This window comes from Qipengyuania sp. CAU 1752 (assembly GCF_054482615.1).
The window spans coordinates 2277806-2297657 of record NZ_JBTLRE010000001.1 but is presented as its reverse complement, the minus strand read 5'-3'; the positions used below and the strand labels follow the sequence as shown (position 1 = coordinate 2297657).

The window sequence follows — 19852 nt, the reverse complement described above, 5'->3', positions numbered from 1 at the left end:
GGCAACGTCAATCCGGGTCAGGCAACAAGACCGCTTTTGCGCAATGCGCGATAGGCATAGGCTTTGCCGCGATTCTGGCCGGGCCAGCGTTGCGGCGGCTTTGGGGCGAGGCCCAGCTTGCGCGTGAGGCGATTAAAACCGCGGGCGTCGGCCTCGGCATAGCTCCATTCGCTGCGCCAGGTGACCGAGAGCGAAATCGAGACTTCGGGTCCGTTGCGCACGAAATGCGGAGCCATTACGGGCACGTGCAATGCCTCGCCTGGCGCGAGATGAAATTCGTTCATGCCTTCGAGCATCTCGTCGCGGAACGGCAGTTCTGCCGGACCGCCCGAATGATAGGTTTCGTGATGCTCGTCGCTGGCGAAGCGCGGATCGCCGGCAGGGAATTGGCTGAAAATCTTGGAACCACGAACCTGGAACAGGATATTGTGTTCCGGATCGAAGTGAAACGGGGTAACTCCTCCCGGCGATGTTACGAAGATGAAGCCCTGAATGTTGATGATTGCCCCGGTACGCTCCTCGATCTGGGGTCGAAGGTCGTCGAGCATATCTTCAAGCAATCGCTGATAGGCCGGGCTTTGATTGACTTCGCGCAGGCCCACCCACGAGCCCTCGGATTGGATGTTGCGGATTCGGTCTCCGACATTGTCGAGCAATTGCTTGGGTCGTTCCTCGACGCCAAAGGGCAGGTCACCCGCATTGCATTCAATATATTTCTTCGGGAGGCTGTCAGCCAGGTCGGCCAGCGCATCAAGCGTCAGCAACTCGTGCTCATCAAGATTGTGCTCGAGCTTGTGGGCGACTTCGGGATAATTTGCAGCGAAAAAATCGCGCGAGGACTGCGGAAAGATAGTCACTGGTCTGCTCCCTTGTTGAAGCGAAGGGTTTCGAATCTTATCAATGGCGTGGCCAGCGCGCGGCGGATTGGTCCGCCGATAGCGACCGAGACTTTGCCGATGGTCCGGCGCTCGGCCCACATGCTGTTCATGACGGGATGGTCGGCGGCAGCGCAGCTGTCGGACCATTCGAAGGCGTCCCGATCGAGTTCGGCCAGATATTCGTTCTCGATCAGCACTCCCGGAGAATAGTCCGCGAATTGTTCGTCGAAGGCAGTCTTGAATCCAAACGCGGCTGGCTGGCTCAGGAAATTCACGAGCATGGCAATCGGCCGCTGATCGACTGTCAGGGCGAGACGGGTCGTTTGTCCACGTCGTGCCGCGCCCCTCACCGCTTCGCGAAACAGGGCCGATGTGCTGGGGCCGCATGCCAGCGCGGATCCTGATCGGCCCTTCCAGCCAGAAGACTCGATCCGCAGGAAATTATCGATCCATCCATCAACGTTCTCCTGATCGTGGTGCCACTCGAAAGCGACTTCGCCACATTCTGAAAGGCGATTCAGGCACCGCCGCAACCTCTTGCGCTTTCGGCCCGAATGATGGGTCAACCGGTAGTTATCGGCTGACAATCCGGACTCGAGTATCGCTCTCTCGTAGCGCTCCACCGTTCCGAAAGGTCGGCTTTGCAACTGGGCAACTTGCTCCAGTGAATTGGCCAATCGGGTATCGAGTGACAGCTCGGGCAGGTGCAGGAACAGGGCCGCGCCTGCATTGGCATCGGCCCAGTCAAGCATAGCCTGCCAGAAAGCGATTTCCATCCCCTTTCGCACCAGCGGAGTGCAGAGGAAGATGTTGGGATGCAGCCAAGCCGAAAGATGCGGGACTGGCCTGCTGTAATAATCATTGCCTCGGGCAAGTGGGAGTAGCCCGATCCACTCCTTGTCCCGCTCAACACAAACCAAGGTGACCTCACCGTCCTGCGCCATATGGATGAGCGAAGGGGTGAGGAACCAGCTTTCGTAATAGGGATTGGGATCGCTTGCGTGCCCGGCCAACTCGTCCCAGGAGGCGATAATGTCCGGCTGGCAAAGCTTGGCCGTGTCGAGCACGGTGGCGCGGATTGCCTCGCCAGAACCATCGCTCCACGAAGCCTCCCAATCGCGCATCTTGAGCGCCGATTCCACGCGCGCCCTCCCCTTTTCCGTCAATGCCTTCGTAGCGCGTCCTAGGCGAAAGGGACTGAAGAAGGTTTAACGATACGGTGCGCGTTCAAAATCGGAACAGCGCGAAGGGAAGAATTAACACGAAAAAACAAAGGGGCGCGGGAACGAAGTGTTCCCGCGCCCCCTCTTGGTGTCTGTGAAAGACCCGTTAGCCGGCGTGGCCCGCCAGCACCGCGAGCAGCAGCAGCGCGACGATGTTGGTGATCTTGATCATCGGGTTAACGGCCGGACCCGCGGTATCCTTGTAGGGATCGCCCACGGTATCGCCAGTTACTGCGGCCTTGTGGGCTTCGGAGCCCTTGCCGCCGTGATGGCCATCCTCGATGTACTTCTTCGCATTGTCCCATGCGCCGCCACCGGCAGTCATGGAAAGCGCGACGAACAGACCGCCGACGATGACGCCCAGCAGCAATGCGCCCAGGGCGGCAAAGCCGTTGTCCTGGCCGGCAATCGCGGTGATGACGAAATACACCACGATCGGCGCCAGCACCGGCAACAGCGAAGGAATGATCATCTCCTTGATCGCAGCCTTGGTCACCAGATCGACCGTGCGAGCATAATCGGGACGGCTGGTGCCGGCCATGATGCCCTTGTCGGCAGCGAACTGCTCGCGCACGTCCTTGACCACGTCACCTGCAGCACGTCCCACGGCGGTCATGCCCATCGCACCGAACAGGTACGGGAGCAGCGCGCCGAGGAACAGGCCGACGATCACATAGGGGTTCTCGAGGCTGAACGACACTTCGCCATTTGCGAGGTTGCCGTCGTTATAGGCCGGGAAGAACACCTTCAGATCGGTAGTGTAGGCGGCAAACAGCACCAGCGCGCCAAGGCCAGCCGATCCGATTGCATAGCCCTTGGTCACCGCCTTGGTGGTGTTGCCGACAGCGTCGAGAAGATCGGTTCTCTCGCGAACGCTGTCGTTCAGGCCAGCCATTTCGGCAATGCCGCCGGCATTGTCGGTGACAGGGCCATAGGCGTCGAGTGCGACGACCATTCCGGCCAGGGCCAGCATCGCGGTGGCGCCATAGGCAATGCCCATGAGGCCGGCCAACTGGTAGGCGATGACGATACCTGAAACGATCACGAGAGTCGGCAGCGCGGTCGATTCAAGGCTGATGGCCAAGCCCTGGATCACATTGGTGCCGTGGCCCGTTTCCGATGCCTTGGCGATCGAGCGAACCGGACGGAAACCGGTGCCGGTGTAGTATTCGGTGATCCAGATGATCAGGCCGGTGATGACCAGGCCCAGCATGGCGCACCAGAACAGATCCGTGCCGGTGAACTCGACCATGCCGGTGCCAGCGTTGATGACATCGTTCATGCCAGTACCGGCAGTACCCAGTGCGAAGCTGGTGACCAGCCAGATCAGCGGAATGGCAAGAATGGCGGAGACAAGGAAGCCCTTGTACATTGCGCCCATCACGTTCTTCCCTTTGCCCAGACGGACAAAGTAGGTCCCGATGATCGAGGTGACGATGCACGCCCCGCCGATCAGCAGAGGCAATGCCATCAATGGCAGCAGCAGATCGCCGATGGCGGTCAGCAGCAGTGCGGTAAGGACCATGGTGGCCCCGACGGTGACGACATAGGTTTCGAACAGGTCGGCAGCCATGCCGGCACAGTCACCGACATTGTCGCCCACGTTATCGGCAATCACGGCCGGGTTGCGGGGATCATCCTCGGGAATACCGGCCTCGACCTTGCCGACGAGGTCGGCGCCGACGTCGGCGGCTTTGGTGAAGATGCCGCCGCCAAGACGCGCGAAGATCGAGATCAGCGAAGCACCGAAGGCGAGCGCGACAAGTGCGTCGATCACTTCACGGCTGGCAGGATCCTTGCCCATCGGGCCGATCAGGACATAGAAGAATACGGCGATTGCGAGCAGCGCGAGGCCGGCCACCAGCATGCCGGTGATGGCCCCGGCGCGGAAGGCCAGCGTGAGCCCTTGCTGCAAGCCGGTTTCGGCTGCCGCAGCGGTCCGGACATTGGCGCGGACCGAGATGTTCATCCCGATATATCCAGCTACGCCCGACAACACGGCACCGATGACGAAGCCGATGGCCGACGTGGCGCCAAGGAAATACCCCACCAGCACGGCGACAACGACGCCGACAATGCCGATGGTTGTGTATTGACGGTTGAGATAGGCCTGCGCACCTTCCTGGATGGCGCCGGCGATTTCCTGCATCTTCTCGTTCCCGGCGCTGGCGCCGAGAACCTGGCGGCTGGTGACGAAGCCATAGACAATGGCAAGCAGTCCCAGGCCGATCGCGATCTGTATAAGAAACACGACGAATCCCCCCTCGTTTTTCGTTCGTTATTGACATTCGTTTATAGACAAGGGCCCCGCCTACACGGAGCCCATGTGCCGCGTATGGCTAAAGCGCACCGCCGCATCTGGCAAGCGGTTACGAGCCTCCTTGCAAGCTCATCCCCGAATAGCTTCGCGCCGTGCCGGATCGGGGCAAATTTCGCTGACCAGGCGCGGACTCTTGCCGGATTCCATGGTTAGCGATAAGTAAACGCCCATGCAGGTCGCGATAAAAAGATTGTTCCAGGTGATGCCCTTCCTGTTCGGGATCGGTTTTATTGCGCCGTTGATTGCCCAGACCATGACCTATTGGGGTTGGGAGGCACCGTTGGCTCTTACCCCGATAATGCTCGGCCTGCTGATCGGCGGGACCTGGGGTCTGTACGCCACGATCCGGGGGCGGTGGATATGACCGACCGGCCCGATCTTGCCGATTCGGAGTATGATTTCGACCTTGGCCCGGCCGATGATGTCGCCGTCGACAAGGGCGTGCCAGCGATCCCGCTCGGAAAAGACGATGAGCTTGACCGACATACGCGCATCGATCTGCTCAAGCAGGAACGCGCAATTGCCGCGAAATATCACGGTGGTCAGATGTGGGGTTATGTCGTCGCCGCCTTCGGTGGCTTTGCGCTATGGGTGGCGCTGTTCCCGCTGACGATGTTGGGCATTGTCCCCGCCTGGGCGACACTGATGGTTTCGACATTCCTGACCGTCGCCGGCTACGTCACCTGTCATGAGGCAATGCACGGGAACATCGCCAAAAGGGGCGATCCTAACTTTTGGATGAACAAGTGGGTAGGGGAGGTGTCGCTCATCCCCATCGCGGTGCCGTTCAGCATGGGAAGGATCACGCATCTTGAGCATCACAAGCACTGCAACCACCCCACGCGCGATCCCGATTACACCGACGAGGCGCCGAACTGGTGGATGGCCTGGTACAAGACGTGGTGGAACCGCCAGCCACGGGTCGACGGCACAATCAATCGCTACAAATCGGTCTGCGAGCAACTCGATACGCCCGAGGCACGGCTGGCGCTCAAGCAGACGGCCTATGTGCAGATGTTCTATCTCGCGACGCTATTTACCATGGCCTGGAACGGCTACGCCATCGCGGCGGCGGTGTGCTGGTGGCTGCCGCGGCAACTTGGCCTGAGCTATATCCGCTTCTTCCTGAGCTGGGCACCGCACCACCCACGCGAAGGGCAGACCGGTCGCTACGAACAGGCCCATATCTTCAAGAGCCGGGTCGGGCATTTCTGGTCGATGTGCATGGAAACCCATCTCATCCACCATCTGTATCCGGGTATCCCCAATCACCGCACCCGCGATGCCTATCTCGAGCTGAAGCCGGTGCTGGAAAAACGCGGAGTCGATTGCTCGGCCTTCTAGTGCCGGTAACCAAGGCCGTTCGGATCGAACACCGCCAATCCATCTATCAGCAGCGGCGGTTCACCCTCTTCGACAGTTCCGATGGGGAAGGCTTCCACCGGCAATGCGACCGAAGGCGGTGCGGTAAACAGCAATTGGTAGTCCTCGCCCCAGCGCAGCGCGTCGTCCCGGCGCGCTTCGGGCACCGATAGCGGTACATCCTCGCTCGCGATCGCCAGGGTCACGCCGCTGGCCCGCGCCAGCCTCCAGCTATCGAGCAATACGCCGTCGGAGACATCCATCATGGCAGTCACTAACGGTGCCAATGCCGCGCCGTGCTCGAGCAGCGGAACGGGGCGACAAAATGCGCCGGAATCCCCTTCACCTGTATCGCGCAAATGCTCGTATCCTGCCATCGCCGCGCCAACCGGGCCGGTTAGGTAGAGCAGGTCGCCCGGTTGCGCCCCGTTGCGGCCCGGGACCGGAGAGTAGGTGGCCCTGCCAAGCGCGGTCAGCCCGAGTGCCACGCGGCCATCGCCAGCGCCAACCGTGTCTCCGCCGAGTAGCGGCACATCGAAAGCCGCCAGCGCCTCGGACAGGCCATCGAGAAACCGATTATCATCGTGCCCGAGCATTTGCCCAAGGATCAGTCCGATTGGCTTGGCACCCTTCGCAGCGAGATCCGAGAGGTTCACCGCCACCAGCTTCCAGGCGACATCGGCCATGTCCTGGCCGGGCAGCCAGTGAATGCCCTCGACCATCATGTCATGGGTTACGACGAGCTCCTGCCCGCCGATCTCGATCACAGCCGCATCATCGTCGAGACCGCGTGCTGCCGGATCGGTCGCCAGCGCCCGTAATCGGGCGATCAGGTCGAACTCGCCGCTCACCGCACCTGCTTGGCGACAGCATCCAGCACGCCATTGACGAATTTTGCTTCGCGGTCGTCGAAGAACGCCTTGGCGACATCGACATATTCGCTGATCGCGGTCGCCACCGGCACATCCGGACGGGCGAGCAATTCGTACGTGCCGGCGCGCAGAACCTGCACCATGGTCTTGTCGAGCCTCACGATGGTCCAGCCTTCAGCCAGCTTGCCCTGGATAATGCCATCGATTTCCTCGCCGCGCGCATCGACCCCGCGCACGATATCGTCAAAGAAATCGACCTCGGCATCGGCGTATTGCTCGCCTTCCTCGATTTCCCGACCCAGCCGATGCTGGTGAAACTCGTTGAGAAGCCGAGCAAGGGGGGTGCGCTCCATGTGCTTCTGGTACAGCGCCTGCACCGCGGCGAGGCGGGCGGCGGAACGGGATTGGCTACGCTGATTCATTTGTTCGACCTATTCTTGAGCCGCAATTCTACCGAGGCGGCGTGGGCGGGTAGCCCCTCGGCGTGGGCCAGCTTGATCGCAGCCGGGCCGATCGCCTCGAGCGCAGGCCGGTCCATAGCGATAAAGCTGGTCCGCTTCATGAAATCGAGTACCGACAGCCCGCTGGCGAAGCGCGCCCGGCGACCCGTGGGAAGCACGTGGTTTGGACCGGCGACATAATCTCCGACAGCCTCGGGCACCATGCGCCCAAGGAATACACTGCCGGCATGACGCAGGCTGGCCATCAGAGCTTCGGGGTCATCCACAGCCAATTCGACATGCTCGGCAGCAAGGCGATTGGCGAGCGGGATGGCCTGGTCGAGATTCTCGACCACGATCAGCGCGCCATTGGCGTCCCAACTTTCGCGTGCGGTCTTGCGGGTCGACAGCATGGCGCATTGGGCGTCGATTCTATCCTCTACCTGCTCGGCGAAAATGGCATCGTCGGTGATGAGGATCGACTGGCTGGTCGGATCGTGCTCGGCCTGGCTCAGCATGTCGGCGGCAATCCAGCTGGCATCGTTGGAGCCATCGGCGATGACGAGAATCTCGCTTGGTCCGGCCACCATGTCGATGCCGACCACGCCGAAAAGCTGGCGCTTGGCTTCGGCCACCCAGGCGTTGCCGGGACCAGTGATGACATCGACCCGCTCGATCCGCTCGGTCCCATAGGCGAGAGCCGCCACCGCCTGTGCTCCGCCAACACGCCAGATCTCTTCGACCCCGGCTATATGGGCGGCGGCCAGCACCAAGGGGTTGATCTCGCCCCGAGGCGTCGGGGTGACGATAGCAAGCCGTTCGACTCCGGCGACGCGGGCCGGGATTGCGTTCATCAAGAGCGAAGATGGGTAGGCAGCGCGGCCGCCGGGGACATACAGCCCCGCAGCATCGACCGGTGTCCACCGCGCACCAAGCCTGACGCCTGCTTCGTCGGTATAGTCGCGGTCATCGGGTAATTGCGCTTCGTGATAGGCGCGGATGCGCTGCGCTGCGAGCTCGAGTGCATCGCGCAGGTCCGGCTCGAGCGCGGCGTGGGCTGCCTCGCATTTTCCGGGCGCAATCCGCCACCCGTCGAGCCCTTCGCCGAGCGTATGACTGTCGAAGCGCATGGTGTAGTCAATCAGCGCAGCATCGCCCTTCGCTTTCACGCGGGCGAGGATGTCGGAGACATCGTGGCCGACGTCGTGAGCGCTTTCGCGGCGGGCATCGACCAGATTGGTGAAGCGCGTCTCGAAATCGGGATCGGTGATCGACAGGCGTTGCATCAGGCGACCTTGCGCCGTTCGGCATCGGCGCGGAAGGCTTCGACTAGCGCGGCGACGCGCGGGTCTGTCTTGAGTGCCGCGCGATTGACGATCAGCCGCGCCGAAATGTCGAGGATACGCGAGGTTTCGACCAAGCCGTTGTCTTTGAGCGTGCGCCCCGTCGAGACCAGGTCGACAATGCGACCGGCCAGTCCGAGCGAGGGAGCCAGTTCCATCGCCCCGTTGAGCTTGACGCACTCGGCCTGGATTCCCTGCCGTTCGAAATGACGGCGGGTAAGATTGGGGTACTTGGTGGCAACGCGCAGATGGCTCGCCTTTGCACCCGTGTTCGCCCCCTTTGCAGGCTCGGCAACCGCGAGGTGGCAATGACCGATGTCGAGATCGACCGGGGCGTAGAGATCGGAATAGTCGAATTCCTCGACCACGTCGGAGCCGACGATACCCAGTTGCGCCGCGCCGTGGGCGACGAAAGTCGCGACATCGAAAGCGCGAACCCGGATCAACCGCATGTCCTCGCGCTCGCAGGCGAATGAAAGCGCGCGGTTGGCCTTGTCGTGGAAGTCTGCCTCAGGCACGACACCGGCGCGCGCCATCACGGGCAGCGCCTCTTCGAGGATGCGCCCCTTGGGTACGGCGAAGGTCAGCGGGCTTTGCGGCATGGCGCGCCAAATAGGCAGCGCGCGCGCAAAGGGCAATGGAAAGGACATATCGCATGGCTAACGAAAGCGACGTGATGGATATCGCTTCCCTGCCCGATGCCATTGAGTGGCAGGCACGGCACGCGGAGGAGGGCGGCGCGCCTGGCACGGCCAAAGTGATCCGCGCACTTCAGGCCGTTCGAGGTACAGACACGGCCACCGGCCGCCGCATCGCCAATTGGCAGGGGCTGACGCTGAAAGATGCCATGCCGCTGCGCATCCATGGCGGGCTGCACAATCTGGTCCTGACCGGCGAGGATACGCGGCTTGAAGCGGTCTATGCCGGGCTTACCAGCGACCAGGCGACCATCGACGCGCTGGTTTGCGAATTGGTCGAGACCTACGATACGCGGCTGTTGCCGTGGCTCGACGGGCCACCGCAAACCAACGAGGCCGGTCGGTCGGCGAGCTTGATGGCGGGTCTGATGTGGCTTGCCGAGCGGGTTCCGGCGCAATTCGAAATGATCGAGATCGGATCAAGCGCCGGCATCAATACCATGATGGATCGCTATGGCTACGAACTGGGCGGGGTGATGATCGGGTCAGCCGACAGCCCGATGCAGATCGCGCCCGAATGGCGCGGCGATGCGCCGCCCGCTTCGACGCCACGGATCATCTCAATTCGCGGCTGCGACATTGCACCTGTCGATCTGGCCGATCGCGAGGCCGCCCTGCGTCTCAAGAGTTATGTCTGGCCCGAAGCCATCATGCGTATGGGTCGGATCGACGCCGCAGTCGAACTCGCGCGGCGCAGTCCGCCAGACGTGGTCAGGCAAGACGCAGGCAGCTTTGTGGCCGAGGCGCTGGCGCAGCCGCAGGAAGAAGGCACTACTCGCGTGTTGTTCCACTCGATCGTCTGGCAGTACCTGCCCGATTGCGAGCAGCAGCAAATCCGACAGGCAATGAGCAAAGCGGGCACCGAAGCCAGCATTGAGCGTCCGCTCGCGTGGCTCAGCCTCGAGACCAATCGTGCTACCTTCCGCCACGAATTGCAGGTCCGCTACTGGCCCGGCGGCGAGGAAGCGACATTGCTTGCTTGCGCCCATCCGCACGGGGCGTGGGTGGAGTGGCTTTACGGTTGACCGGTGCGGGCCAGGAACCGTGCGAGCGCATCATTGACCTTGTCCGGCGCCTGCCAAGTGAGGAAATGGCCGCAATCCTCGAGGCGTATAAGCTCGAGGTCTTCCACATGATCCTCCAGCCCCTCGATATTGCCCGGGGATAGTGCGTGATCGTCCATCGCCCATACGACCAGCGTCGGGATGGTCAGCCTGGGCACCTTGGGTAGTCTGGCATCGCTGGGCAGTTCGAACGGTGCATCTGGGGCCGGAACAGCCATCGGGGTGGCGCGATACCAGTTGAGCATGGCGATGGCCGCCTCGCCGTTGCTCCAGTCTTCAAGCACCTTGGCGCGTTCCTCGAAATCATTTTCGGGTAGGGCCCCAGTGGCGTTGGAGGTGCCTTCGATAAGGGCAATGAGTCCACGATCGCGGATCTCGTCATCGCGCGAAGTATCGCGATAGACCCGCATATACTGGCCAGCAGCGCGCTGGGCCGGGTCAGTCCAGAGCAGTTTCGAATAAATCACCGGGTGCGCTGCATTGCACAAGATGGCACGCTCGACCCGCTCTTGCTGGCCGCGCATGGCCACGCCCCACGCCAATGCGCCGCCCCAGTCGTGACCGACGACGGTGAAGCGACCTACACCCAATGCATCTGCGAGTTGGAACACATCGCCGATCAATTTGTCCGGCGTGTAGTTTTCTGCGCCTGCCGGTTTGGAAGAGCCGCGATAGCCGCGCTGGTCGGGAGCAATGCAGCGATATTCGCCCGAGAACCGGGCGATCTGGTGCCGCCAGGTGCGATGGCTCTCGGGAAAGCCGTGCAGGAAAAGCAGCACCGGCGCGTCGCGAGGGCCTGTATCGACCACATCGAGTTCAATCCCGTTGGCGAGCGTGACCCGCTGCTGTTCCATCTGCTTCAGTCGTCCGCTTCCATCTTGTCCATGTAACCCTTGGCCACCATCGCCGCGACCTGGTCGAACAATTGATCGGGTGTGCGGCGCATCTCGCCCATCGCTTCTTCCATCCCTTGTGCGACAATGATCTCGCGCTGATTGAGGGCGACTGCGTCAATCATGGTCCTGGCTGCTTCATCAGGGGCGATGCCATTGTCGATGACATCATCGCTGCGCCCACGCGCTTCCCCGTCGGCGCTGAGCGCGTTGCGGCTGACATTAGTGGCGATGGAGCCGGGGTAAATGACATGGACCTCGATACCGTCGACGCTCAATTCCGCCCGCAATGCATCGGCGTATCCGGCAAGGCCGAATTTGGCCGCGCAATAGGCGGTCCGCATCGGGACGCCGACCTTTCCCGCGATCGAGGAGATGAAGAGCAGTCTGCCTGATTGTCGCTGGGTCATGTGTGGAAGCAGGGCCTGGGTCGCAGCGATCTGCGCGACCAGATCGATATCAATGATTTCGCGATAGACGCGCATGGCAGTTTTCGCGGCGCGGCTGCGCTGCGAAACCCCGGCATTGGCAACGAACCCGTCGATGCCGCCCGATCGCTGTGTTGCCCACTCGATGGCCTTGGCTGTTGCGGCCTGCATCCCTTCCTCGTCGCGCACGTCGAAGGGCAGGATGAGCGTATCAGTCTTCAGCGGTTCGGCGACCTCGGCTAACCGCGCCTCGTCGCGGCCCGAAAGGACGACATTCGCACCGCGCTTGCTCAGTTCGCCGGCCAGGGCCGCGCCGATGCCGCTCGATGCGCCGGTGATCCACCAGCATTGTCCCTTGTAGCTCATGTCCTGTCCTCTGTTGATCTTACGGATAGCTCACTGTCGTGGGTTGGTCAGGCAGCGGAACCTGTTCGGTTTATTATGTTGCGTCTGCCGGTTCACTGGCTTTGATGGCGACGGCGTGAACCCGCTCGCCGACTATGTCGCCGAGCGCGGCGATTACCTGGCGCTGGCGCTGCAGGCGCGAAACACCGGTGAAGGCGGCGCTTTCGATCTGGATCGTGAAATGCGATTCGCCTGATCCATCGTCGCCTGAATGGCCAGCGTGTTTTGCGCTGTCATTGATGACCTTCAATGTCGTGGGGGCAAACTTCTCCCGGAGTCTCGCCTCGATTTCCGACTGCATCGTGCCCATCGCAATTCTTCCTTTCAAAACGCGCGCCGCGTTACCATCCTAATGCGCTATGCGCACCGACCGTTTTCATGGACGATACGAAGCCGAAGGGCGAGTCTGCGACCATCCTGCCTGCTGCGAGGCGGGAGAATTCCGTGCGCCCGGCTTTGGCAACAGTTTCGACGGGCCGGGCCAATGGCGCTGGATGTGTTTGCAACACGTGCGCGAATTCAATGCCGGCTATGACTGGTTCGACGGCATGAGCGCGGACGAGATATTGCAGGCGCAATCGCCAGCCGCGGGATGGCAGACCGAGACGCCTGCTTTCAAGCCCACCGCCGGGGTCGACGGGATGCCGCGCTGGGCTGATTTCAACGATCCGCTCGATGCCATCGGCGCCCGCGTCAGCGGCATCAAGAGTCGCGTGCGGCGCGAAGCCGAGATGGCGATGGACGGCCGATTCTCGCCGGACGAAGCGCAAGCACTGGAAGTCATGGGGCTAGGCCTGGAGACAAGCCGGCGTCGGCTACGCCAGCGCTATAGCGAGCTTGTGCGCCGATACCATCCTGACCGCAACGGCGGGGATCGCAAGTACGAACGAAGGCTCACCCGCGTGGTCGAAGCCTACCAGATGCTCAGAAAATCGACTGCGATTGACTAGCCGCCCAGCGACGCGATCGCTTTCGAAAGACTCTCGCGAATCTCGCTGGCGGCTTGCTTGAGATCGGGATTGTCTATTGCCTGCATCGAAGCGACCGGGTCGATTGCCGCAACCTCGATCCGGTTGTCGTTCAACTGCTGCACGATAACGTTGCAGGGCAACATGGTGCCGACCTTGTCTTCGACCTGCAGTGCTTCGTGAGCTGCCTTGGGGTTGCAGGCTCCGAGGATCGTATAGGGACGAAAATCGGCGCCGATTTTCTTTTTTAGCGTCTCGCGCATGTCGATCCGGGTAACCACGCCGAAGCCTTGTTCCGACAGAGCTTTCTCGGTCTTGGATATGGCCTCGTCGAAAGAGGCGCGCATCGTTGTCGAAATGTAGTAGCTCACGGAATTCTCCTTCGCTTACTCAATCCGCCAGCGTTACTTGCGTTCCGCATAGACATGACCACTGTCCTTAGGTGGCTGCAATTGCCTGCTTGATCTGCGCGTGGTCGATCTTGACCATGGTCTGCATGGCGGAAAATACCCGTGTACGCACATCCGCGTCTTTGTGTCCCAGGCCATTCATCAGCACCCGCGGCACTACCTGCCAGCGGACTCCATAGCGGTCAAAACACCAGCTGCATGCCATCTCCCCGCCGTCATCGGTCAGCGCGGCCCAATAGCGATCGGTCTCCTCCTGGGTATCCGTGAAGACCTGTAGCGAAATGGCGTTATTTGGTCCCTCTCCAGGTCCACCGTTCATCGCCATGGCCGGTACCCCCAGTAGTGTGAACCCAACGGTTATCACGTCACCCGCCTTGCCGCCGGGCCAATCGGAAGGCGAGCGATCGACGCTGGAAATCTCGCTTTGCGGGAACAGGTCGCAATAGAAGTTCGCTGCTTCCTCAGCCTCCCTAGCAAACCATATGCATACCGCGAGCTTGCCGTCAGCCATCGGCTGGCTCCGCCATTGCCGCTGCGTCGATCGCGTTGGCTGCCTTCTTCGCCTCGCGTGCATTGATGCGTTCACGATAGGAAACCAGGCTGTCGCGCTCGGGCAAGGTGCCGAACTCTATGCCCCAATCGACTTGGCTACCGACATAGACATCGGCCATGGTGAACCGCTCTCCACAGACATATTCCTGCTCGGACAGCCACCCATCGAGCGTGTCGACGGTCAGGTCGAACGAGCCGAATCCGGCCATCCCGCTCCGGTCTTCGGGTACTTCCCAGCCAATCGACTTGGCGACCACGGCCTGTTCGAGCGGCCCGGCCGCGAAGAACAGCCAGCGGAAATAATCCGCTTTCTCGTGCACATTTGGGAGGAGCCCGACGTCGGGGTGTGTCTCGGCCAGGTAATGACAAATGGCAGCACATTCAGTGACCACGTGGTCATGCCCGCCATGGTGATGGACCAGCGCTGGCACCTTGTTCATCGGGTTGATTTGGCGGAAGCTTTCAGGCCGGGTTTCCCATGTGAACAGTTCGGTCTCATAGTCGGCCCCCGCCTCGTGCAGCGCCCATCGGGCAATCATCCCACGGCTCATCGCAACGGTATAAAAGGTGAAATCGGCCATCAGGAACCTCCTTCCTTGCGGGTCGAGAATATTGTGCGAAATCCGGCAAAGATCATGCGCTTGCCATCGAAGGGCATGGTTTCGGGCTGAGCCTTCATCCGCTCATCTTCCATCATCTCTTCATGCGCCTTGTCGGACGCTTCCTTGCTGGCGAAAGTCGCCCAGGAGAATACGATCTTCTCGCCTTCCTTTGCCGCGACGGCCTTGCGGAAATCGGTGACCTCGCCATCGGGCACATCGACTTCCCAGTTTTCGACGACCTCGAGCGCGCCATAGTCCATGAAAATGGCGGCCATTTCCTCGGCCATGTCGCGATATTTGGCTTCGTGTCCCTCGGGAACGGCCAGCACTACGCCCATCACATACATCCCATTCCTCCTCATGCTCGGCCACCGTCATGGTCCGAGAATGTGACCAGAGAAAGGAGTTATTGGCGAAACGCCCAGCGTAGCGTCTTTCCCATGCTCCATGTCGCGGCCCGCGCTGGCAAGGCGCCAAGGCCTGGCCGCTCAAGGCCAAGCATGGAGCGGGCAAAGGCTGGCAGCAATGTGACTGCTTCGGCCCCTAGCACCGCCTGCACGGCGGCCGGGGCGCCTTCAGGCCGCTGGTTCAGGACGAGATCGGCGATCTCGCGCGCGGCTACACTGGTGCTAAGCTCCTGGCGCAATTCGCGAAAGATCTCTTCAGCCTCGTTTCGGTCGATCGGCACAGGATCTGCGCCCAAGGCTCGGGCGATGACAGCAAACTGGCGGTAATATTCGTCCTGCTCGCTGCCGGACATATCGGGCCGGACATGACGGAGATAGGCGGCGAGGAAACTGGTCGCTTCTGCTACATGGACCCACGCCAGCGTGCGCGGATCGGTGGCGGAATAAGGCGTCCCGTCCGGCAGCGTGCCGGTCACTTGCGCGTGGATGGAATTGACCCGCTCCACCGCCTCCATCGCTGTGTCGCGGTGGCCGAAGGTGGTGACAGCGATAAACCGCGCGGTTCGGCGCAGGCGTCCATGCATGTCCTCACGGAAATTGGAATGATCGAGCACCCCTTGCAGCGCCGCCGGGTGGAGCATTTGCAGCAGCAGCGATCGGATACCTCCGACCATCATTCCCACGACGTCGGCATGGACGCAGCGGATCGGCGAATCCTTTGCAAACAGCGCATCTTCGCTGGGCGGCACCGGATGTTGGCCGCCCTCGACATCATTGAACACTGCTCGAACCCGAACGACGAGGCGCTGGCGCAAGAATTCGGATGGTGAAGGGGCGGGCATGGGTGAGACAATAGGGGTGAGGGTGCACAAAAGGAAATGTCGTCTTTCGTCCCGCTTGCGCACGCCACCCGCCGCGTCTAGTCCACGCCCCGAGATGAATGATATGACCGATAAAAGCTTCGAACCCAACGCCAAGACGACCCTTTCCGCGCCTGACACCACCGTCAAGGTGCGCGAGGTTTTCGGCATTGATGTCGATTGGGAAGTGCCCGCCTTTAGCAAGGCGGATGAGCGCGTGCCCGATTTCGACGAAAACTACGTTTTCGACGCCGACACCACGCTCGCGATCCTGGCCGGCTTTGCGCACAACCGCCGGGTGATGGTGCAGGGCTATCATGGCACCGGCAAGTCGACTCATATCGAGCAGGTCGCAGCCCGGCTCAACTGGCCGTGTATCCGCATCAACCTCGATGCGCATATCAGCCGCATCGACTTGGTCGGACGCGACGCCATCGTGCTGCGCGACGGCCTGCAGGTGACTGAATTCCGCGAAGGTTTGTTGCCCTGGGCGCTGCAGCATCCTGTCGCGCTGGTATTCGACGAATACGATGCCGGCCGACCCGACGTGATGTTCGTGATCCAGCGCGTACTGGAGACCGAAGGCAAGCTGACCCTGCTCGACCAGAACCGCGTCATTCGCCCCGATCCCAACTTCCGGCTCTTTGCAACGGCGAACACCGTGGGCTTGGGCGATACCAGCGGGCTCTATCATGGCACGCAGCAGATCAACCAGGGCCAGATGGACCGCTGGAACATCGTCGTCGGCCTCAATTACTTGCCGGCCGATGTCGAGCAGAAGATCGTTACGGCCAAGAACCCAGACACCGATGCCAAGGTCGTCGCCAACATGATCAAGGTTGCCGACCTCACCAGGCAGGGTTTCATCAATGGCGATATCTCGACCGTGATGAGCCCGCGTACCGTGATCACCTGGGCGCAAAACGCTGCTATCTTCGGCAATATCGGCCTCGCCTTCCGCCTCAGCTTCCTCAACAAGTGCGACGAGGCCGAGCGGATGCTGGTGGCTGAATACTATCAGCGCGTCTTTGGTGAGGAATTGCCCGAAAGCGTGGTCAAACCGGCGTAATTGCGGGTTGTCCAACGGCGTATTAGTCTGATAATACAGCTGGGCAATGAATTCCCCCTGGTTCCGCAAACTTGTCCCTTGGCGGCGATCTTCTGATCGCGCTGAAGGAGCGTATGCAGGCTATTTTGCCCCGGACGCAGATGACGGCTTAGCGCCGAAGCGTCCGCAATATGACAAATGGGATGACCGGCTGGGCCGGCTGGACGCGGCGACCACGCGCGAAGAGCGGCGGCGCCAGCGCTGGTTCCAGCCGCGCTACTGGCGCGGACGGCGCAAACGCTGGTGGGTGGTGCGCACCATCGCTGCGCTGCTGGCGCTGTTCATCGGCATGGTCGCGTGGCTGGCGCTTACAACGCCGCTGTCCAAATCGCTCGAGCCGGTCGTCCCGCCGCAGATGACAATTCTGGCGGCCGACGGCACGCCAATAGCGCGCAACGGTGCAATCACGGCGGCCCCGATCGAGGTTGAACAATTGCCGCCTCATGTCATCGAAGCGTTCATGGGGATCGAAGATCGGCGGTTCCGCACCCATTGGGGCATCGACCCTCGCGGCATCGCCCGTGCTGCGTGGACAGGGCATGGCGGCGGCAGCACCATCACCCAGCAACTGGCCAAGTTCACCTTCCTCACTGCCGACCGCACGCTGACCCGCAAGGCGCGCGAGGCTCTGATCGCCTTCTGGCTCGAAGCGTGGCTGACGAAGGACCAGATCCTCGAGCGATATCTTTCGAACGCTTATTTCGGCGACAATGTTTACGGTTTGCGGGCGGCTAGTATGCATTATTTCTACCGTCGGCCGGAAAACCTGACGCTGGAACAGGCGGCGATGCTGGCGGGGTTGGTGCAGGCGCCGTCCGCACTGCGCCCGACCGCGCATTACAAGCGGGCCGAGCGGCGGATGCGCGTGGTGCTGGGGGCAATGGTCGATGCCGGATATCTGTCACCGGAACGGGCAGCGGCGGCGAAGTCGCCCAGGCTCGACGTGCGCACCAAGAACGATTTGCCGACCGGGACCTATTTTGCCGACTGGGCCTTGCCGATGCTGCGTGAGGGGAGTGAGGCTGGCTACGAAGCGCAGACCATCACCACCACGCTTGACTCGCGGCTCCAGGGAATTGCAGGCAATGTTGTGCGCCGCGCCAACCTCGGCGGTGCCCAGGCCGCTCTGGTGGCGATGCGTCGCAATGGTGAAGTCGTTGCCATGGTCGGGGGCAAGGATTACGCGACCAGTCCCTTCAACCGCGCCACCCAGGCGAGGCGGCAACCCGGATCAACTTTCAAGACCTTCGTCTGGCTGGCGGCCATCAAGGCCGGGGCCGAACCGGGCGATACGGTCAGCAATGAAGAAATCACCGAAGGCGGCTATCGGCCCCGCAATGCCGCAGGACGCTATTCGGACACATTGACGTTGGAAGATGCCTTCGCCCGTTCGAGCAATGTCGCCGCGGTGCGACTTTATCAGTCGGTCGGCGATGAGGCGGTCATCCAAACCGCCCGTGAATTGGGCATCACTGCCCCGCTAACCCCCGGCGACCCGAGTGTCGCACTGGGTACGGCCGAGATGACCCTGATAGAACTGACCGCGGCCTATGCCGGGATTGCCGGCAATCGCTTCCCCGTCCGACCCACGCCGCTGCCGGTTGCTGAACAAAGCTGGTGGGACTGGATGTGGAACGGTCCCGAAAGCTATTCCGAACGCGTGCACAAGGATATGGAGCGTATGCTGCGCGCGGCGGTCAATCGCGGCACGGGCCGGGCGGCGATGCTGAGCGTGCCGAATTTCGGCAAGACCGGAACCAGCCAGGGCAATCGCGACGCTCTGTTCGTCGGCTATGCCGGTGACCTGGTGGTCGGCGTGTGGATCGGTAATGACGACAACGCGCCGCTGGCCGGGGTATCTGGCGGCGGTCTGCCGGCACGCATGTGGCGCGAATTCATGCTGCAGGCCCAAGGCAGTGGACCCGCGAGTAACACGCCACGGGCCGATCCTTCCGGCCCGGTCGAACCTTTCGACATGCCGATGCCCGACGATATCCCGCTCGGAGACGGGATGCGCATCGAGAATGACAGCCTGCGAATCGAAACCGAAATCGATGGCTTCCCGGTGGATGTACGGATGGGGCCGGATGGCGTAGAGATCACTCCCGGAGAGCAGAACCGCGAGCCAGCGCGCGAACCGGCGCGCTAATCAGTCCTCAGCAGCCAGCAATACATTCATCACCGCGGTCGCCCTTGGGCGCGAGCGTTCATCCTGCCAGCTCTCGACCTCGATATTGGCATTGCGCCTGCCCAGCTTGGTTATGCGCGCCTTGGCCCATAAAGGCGCAGCCTTGGCCGGGGCGAGGAATTGCACCGTGATATTGATCGGCTTCAACCGCGCTGTGCGGCCAGCGTCTGTCAGCGCCATCCGCAGTGCGGTGTAGCCGGCAGTTTCAAGCAGGCCGCTGATGGCACCGCCGTGATAGAAGCCGGGTCGCCCCTCAGTAATCTTTTCGCCGCCCACGCATAGCACTGGCAATCCGCCTTCCATGCTGTCGAGGGTGATCCCCAGCGAAAGGGCATAGGGTGGCAGTTCGGGGGGCTTATTTGCCATCGCGCGAAACTCCCGGAAGGGCCATGAATACCCCCGCTATATGCGCCACGGGATCATCGGGATCGCCATCGTGGGCAACCCCGCGAACGAACGCAGCCGAGCGGGTCAGGCGATAACATTCGGCGCGTCCGATTACGTCGTGCCGCTCGCGTGCGGGGCGCTGGTAGTCGACCCTCAGGTCGAGCGTGGCGATGGCCTGAAACGTGCCCATCCGGGTCCAGATGGCAAGGCCGCTGGCCATGTCCATCAGGCTGACGATAGGGCCGGACGCGAGCACTGGACGCTCGCTCTCGCCAATCAGGTCCTCGCGCCAGGGCAAGGCCAGTTCGGCCCAATCATCGCCGCTGGCGCGATACTGCATGCCCAGCCAGCCCGAATGGCCCACCTTGAGCACGAACTTGGCGGCCTGTTCGGGGTCGAATTGCGATGTCATGCCAGACCCTTGGCCAATTGCGTGGTCGCTTA

23 protein-coding genes are annotated in these 19852 nt (G+C 61.8%); 6 read left to right on the top strand and 17 right to left on the bottom strand.

Annotated elements, in window-relative coordinates; all coding sequences use genetic code 11:
- Positions 1-17: 17 nt before the first annotated feature.
- The 3 genes from ACXYL9_RS11230 to ACXYL9_RS11220 all read right to left on the bottom strand — a co-directional run bounded on the left by ACXYL9_RS11230 (position 18) and on the right by ACXYL9_RS11220 (position 4352).
- On the bottom strand, positions 18-857 hold the full coding sequence (locus ACXYL9_RS11230) for a cupin-like domain-containing protein (RefSeq protein WP_459039581.1): 840 nt from the start codon (positions 855-857) through the stop codon (positions 18-20).
- Positions 854-2020, bottom strand: a complete 1167-nt coding sequence (locus ACXYL9_RS11225; protein ID WP_459039580.1) for a GNAT family N-acetyltransferase — start codon at positions 2018-2020, stop codon at positions 854-856. Before ACXYL9_RS11225 ends, ACXYL9_RS11230 begins: the two co-directional genes overlap by 4 nt.
- Positions 2021-2207: 187 nt before the next feature.
- Entirely contained in the window at positions 2208-4352 is a 2145-nt protein-coding gene (locus ACXYL9_RS11220) for a sodium-translocating pyrophosphatase (protein ID WP_459039579.1), read from the bottom strand.
- A gap of 238 nt (positions 4353-4590) precedes the next feature.
- Between ACXYL9_RS11220 and ACXYL9_RS11215 the strand changes: the two genes are divergently transcribed.
- Positions 4591-4785: a hypothetical protein gene (locus ACXYL9_RS11215; RefSeq protein WP_459039578.1), complete on the top strand. Its 195-nt coding sequence runs from the start codon at positions 4591-4593 to the stop codon at positions 4783-4785.
- A complete protein-coding gene (locus ACXYL9_RS11210; protein WP_459039577.1) occupies positions 4782-5765 on the top strand; it encodes a fatty acid desaturase in 984 nt (327 codons plus the stop codon). The genes ACXYL9_RS11215 and ACXYL9_RS11210 overlap by 4 nt, the downstream gene beginning before the upstream one ends.
- Here the strand turns inward: ACXYL9_RS11210 and thiL are convergent.
- The 4 genes from thiL to hisG are packed head-to-tail and all read right to left on the bottom strand — an operon-like array spanning position 5762 to position 9040.
- Positions 5762-6634, bottom strand: coding sequence for a thiamine-phosphate kinase (gene thiL, locus ACXYL9_RS11205; RefSeq protein WP_459039576.1), 873 nt, complete (start codon positions 6632-6634; stop codon positions 5762-5764). The two genes, ACXYL9_RS11210 and thiL, sit on opposite strands and share 4 nt — an antisense overlap.
- Positions 6631-7077 carry a transcription antitermination factor NusB gene (gene nusB, locus ACXYL9_RS11200; RefSeq protein WP_459039575.1) on the bottom strand — a complete coding sequence of 149 codons (447 nt, stop codon included), beginning with the start codon at positions 7075-7077 and terminating at the stop codon, positions 6631-6633. The genes thiL and nusB overlap by 4 nt, the downstream gene beginning before the upstream one ends.
- Positions 7074-8381, bottom strand: a complete 1308-nt coding sequence (hisD, locus tag ACXYL9_RS11195; protein WP_459039574.1) for a histidinol dehydrogenase — start codon at positions 8379-8381, stop codon at positions 7074-7076. The genes nusB and hisD overlap by 4 nt, the downstream gene beginning before the upstream one ends.
- Entirely contained in the window at positions 8381-9040 is a 660-nt protein-coding gene (gene hisG, locus ACXYL9_RS11190) for an ATP phosphoribosyltransferase (protein WP_459039573.1), read from the bottom strand. The genes hisD and hisG overlap by 1 nt, the downstream gene beginning before the upstream one ends.
- A gap of 53 nt (positions 9041-9093) precedes the next feature.
- Between hisG and ACXYL9_RS11185 the strand changes: the two genes are divergently transcribed.
- Positions 9094-10161 carry a DUF2332 domain-containing protein gene (locus ACXYL9_RS11185; protein WP_459039572.1) on the top strand — a complete coding sequence of 356 codons (1068 nt, stop codon included), beginning with the start codon at positions 9094-9096 and terminating at the stop codon, positions 10159-10161.
- Here ACXYL9_RS11185 and ACXYL9_RS11180 read toward each other — a convergent pair.
- From ACXYL9_RS11180 to ACXYL9_RS11170, 3 genes are all read right to left on the bottom strand, one after another.
- Entirely contained in the window at positions 10152-11054 is a 903-nt protein-coding gene (locus ACXYL9_RS11180; RefSeq protein WP_459039571.1) for an alpha/beta fold hydrolase, read from the bottom strand. The two genes, ACXYL9_RS11185 and ACXYL9_RS11180, sit on opposite strands and share 10 nt — an antisense overlap.
- A 5-nt stretch (positions 11055-11059) precedes the next feature.
- On the bottom strand, positions 11060-11887 hold the full coding sequence (locus ACXYL9_RS11175) for an SDR family NAD(P)-dependent oxidoreductase (protein WP_459039570.1): 828 nt from the start codon (positions 11885-11887) through the stop codon (positions 11060-11062).
- Positions 11888-11960: 73 nt separating this feature from the next.
- Positions 11961-12236 carry a BolA family protein gene (locus ACXYL9_RS11170; protein WP_459039569.1) on the bottom strand — a complete coding sequence of 92 codons (276 nt, stop codon included), beginning with the start codon at positions 12234-12236 and terminating at the stop codon, positions 11961-11963.
- Positions 12237-12285: 49 nt separating this feature from the next.
- Here ACXYL9_RS11170 and ACXYL9_RS11165 point away from each other — a divergent pair, with 49 nt between their 5' ends.
- Positions 12286-12876, top strand: a complete 591-nt coding sequence (locus ACXYL9_RS11165; protein WP_459039568.1) for a J domain-containing protein — start codon at positions 12286-12288, stop codon at positions 12874-12876.
- Here the strand turns inward: ACXYL9_RS11165 and ACXYL9_RS11160 are convergent.
- The 5 genes from ACXYL9_RS11160 to ACXYL9_RS11140 all read right to left on the bottom strand — a co-directional run bounded on the left by ACXYL9_RS11160 (position 12873) and on the right by ACXYL9_RS11140 (position 15707).
- Positions 12873-13265 carry a DUF302 domain-containing protein gene (locus ACXYL9_RS11160; protein ID WP_459039567.1) on the bottom strand — a complete coding sequence of 131 codons (393 nt, stop codon included), beginning with the start codon at positions 13263-13265 and terminating at the stop codon, positions 12873-12875. The genes ACXYL9_RS11165 and ACXYL9_RS11160 overlap by 4 nt on opposite strands.
- A gap of 67 nt (positions 13266-13332) precedes the next feature.
- Positions 13333-13815 carry a VOC family protein gene (locus tag ACXYL9_RS11155; protein ID WP_459039566.1) on the bottom strand — a complete coding sequence of 161 codons (483 nt, stop codon included), beginning with the start codon at positions 13813-13815 and terminating at the stop codon, positions 13333-13335.
- A complete protein-coding gene (locus ACXYL9_RS11150) occupies positions 13808-14437 on the bottom strand; it encodes a glutathione S-transferase family protein (RefSeq protein WP_459039565.1) in 630 nt (209 codons plus the stop codon). The genes ACXYL9_RS11155 and ACXYL9_RS11150 overlap by 8 nt, the downstream gene beginning before the upstream one ends.
- The gene (locus tag ACXYL9_RS11145; protein ID WP_459039564.1) at positions 14437-14805 is read right to left on the bottom strand and encodes a DUF1428 domain-containing protein; all 369 of its coding nucleotides are present in this window, start codon (positions 14803-14805) and stop codon (positions 14437-14439) included. Before ACXYL9_RS11145 ends, ACXYL9_RS11150 begins: the two co-directional genes overlap by 1 nt.
- Before the next feature lie 59 nt (positions 14806-14864).
- A complete protein-coding gene (locus tag ACXYL9_RS11140) occupies positions 14865-15707 on the bottom strand; it encodes an oxygenase MpaB family protein (protein ID WP_459039563.1) in 843 nt (280 codons plus the stop codon).
- A gap of 94 nt (positions 15708-15801) precedes the next feature.
- Here ACXYL9_RS11140 and cobS point away from each other — a divergent pair, with 94 nt between their 5' ends.
- Together cobS and ACXYL9_RS11130 are read left to right on the top strand one after the other, a co-directional pair.
- Positions 15802-16794, top strand: a complete 993-nt coding sequence (gene cobS / locus ACXYL9_RS11135; protein WP_459039562.1) for a cobaltochelatase subunit CobS — start codon at positions 15802-15804, stop codon at positions 16792-16794.
- Positions 16795-16840: 46 nt separating this feature from the next.
- A complete protein-coding gene (locus ACXYL9_RS11130; RefSeq protein WP_459039561.1) occupies positions 16841-18982 on the top strand; it encodes a transglycosylase domain-containing protein in 2142 nt (713 codons plus the stop codon).
- On the opposite strand, the gene ACXYL9_RS11125 is transcribed toward ACXYL9_RS11130, so the two are convergent.
- Both ACXYL9_RS11125 and ACXYL9_RS11120 read right to left on the bottom strand, forming a co-directional pair.
- Entirely contained in the window at positions 18983-19387 is a 405-nt protein-coding gene (locus ACXYL9_RS11125; RefSeq protein WP_459039560.1) for a PaaI family thioesterase, read from the bottom strand.
- Positions 19377-19820, bottom strand: coding sequence for a PaaI family thioesterase (locus ACXYL9_RS11120; protein WP_459039559.1), 444 nt, complete (start codon positions 19818-19820; stop codon positions 19377-19379). The genes ACXYL9_RS11125 and ACXYL9_RS11120 overlap by 11 nt, the downstream gene beginning before the upstream one ends.
- Positions 19821-19852: the final 32 nt, after the last annotated feature.

Coding starts and splice junctions, on each gene's coding strand:
- hisG (WP_459039573.1), bottom strand. CDS start 9,040: ATGCCGCAAAGCCCGCTGACCTTCGCCGTACCCAAGGGGCGCATCCTC.
- ACXYL9_RS11180 (WP_459039571.1), bottom strand. CDS start 11,054: ATGGAACAGCAGCGGGTCACGCTCGCCAACGGGATTGAACTCGATGTG.
- ACXYL9_RS11155 (WP_459039566.1), bottom strand. CDS start 13,815: ATGGCTGACGGCAAGCTCGCGGTATGCATATGGTTTGCTAGGGAGGCT.
- ACXYL9_RS11210 (WP_459039577.1), top strand. CDS start 4,782: ATGACCGACCGGCCCGATCTTGCCGATTCGGAGTATGATTTCGACCTT.
- ACXYL9_RS11140 (WP_459039563.1), bottom strand. CDS start 15,707: ATGCCCGCCCCTTCACCATCCGAATTCTTGCGCCAGCGCCTCGTCGTT.
- ACXYL9_RS11145 (WP_459039564.1), bottom strand. CDS start 14,805: ATGTATGTGATGGGCGTAGTGCTGGCCGTTCCCGAGGGACACGAAGCC.
- ACXYL9_RS11175 (WP_459039570.1), bottom strand. CDS start 11,887: ATGAGCTACAAGGGACAATGCTGGTGGATCACCGGCGCATCGAGCGGC.
- ACXYL9_RS11185 (WP_459039572.1), top strand. CDS start 9,094: ATGGCTAACGAAAGCGACGTGATGGATATCGCTTCCCTGCCCGATGCC.
- ACXYL9_RS11215 (WP_459039578.1), top strand. CDS start 4,591: ATGCAGGTCGCGATAAAAAGATTGTTCCAGGTGATGCCCTTCCTGTTC.
- cobS (WP_459039562.1), top strand. CDS start 15,802: ATGAATGATATGACCGATAAAAGCTTCGAACCCAACGCCAAGACGACC.
- ACXYL9_RS11165 (WP_459039568.1), top strand. CDS start 12,286: ATGCGCACCGACCGTTTTCATGGACGATACGAAGCCGAAGGGCGAGTC.
- ACXYL9_RS11125 (WP_459039560.1), bottom strand. CDS start 19,387: ATGGCAAATAAGCCCCCCGAACTGCCACCCTATGCCCTTTCGCTGGGG.
- ACXYL9_RS11120 (WP_459039559.1), bottom strand. CDS start 19,820: ATGACATCGCAATTCGACCCCGAACAGGCCGCCAAGTTCGTGCTCAAG.
- ACXYL9_RS11170 (WP_459039569.1), bottom strand. CDS start 12,236: ATGGGCACGATGCAGTCGGAAATCGAGGCGAGACTCCGGGAGAAGTTT.
- ACXYL9_RS11150 (WP_459039565.1), bottom strand. CDS start 14,437: ATGGCCGATTTCACCTTTTATACCGTTGCGATGAGCCGTGGGATGATT.
- nusB (WP_459039575.1), bottom strand. CDS start 7,077: ATGAATCAGCGTAGCCAATCCCGTTCCGCCGCCCGCCTCGCCGCGGTG.
- ACXYL9_RS11130 (WP_459039561.1), top strand. CDS start 16,841: ATGAATTCCCCCTGGTTCCGCAAACTTGTCCCTTGGCGGCGATCTTCT.
- hisD (WP_459039574.1), bottom strand. CDS start 8,381: ATGCAACGCCTGTCGATCACCGATCCCGATTTCGAGACGCGCTTCACC.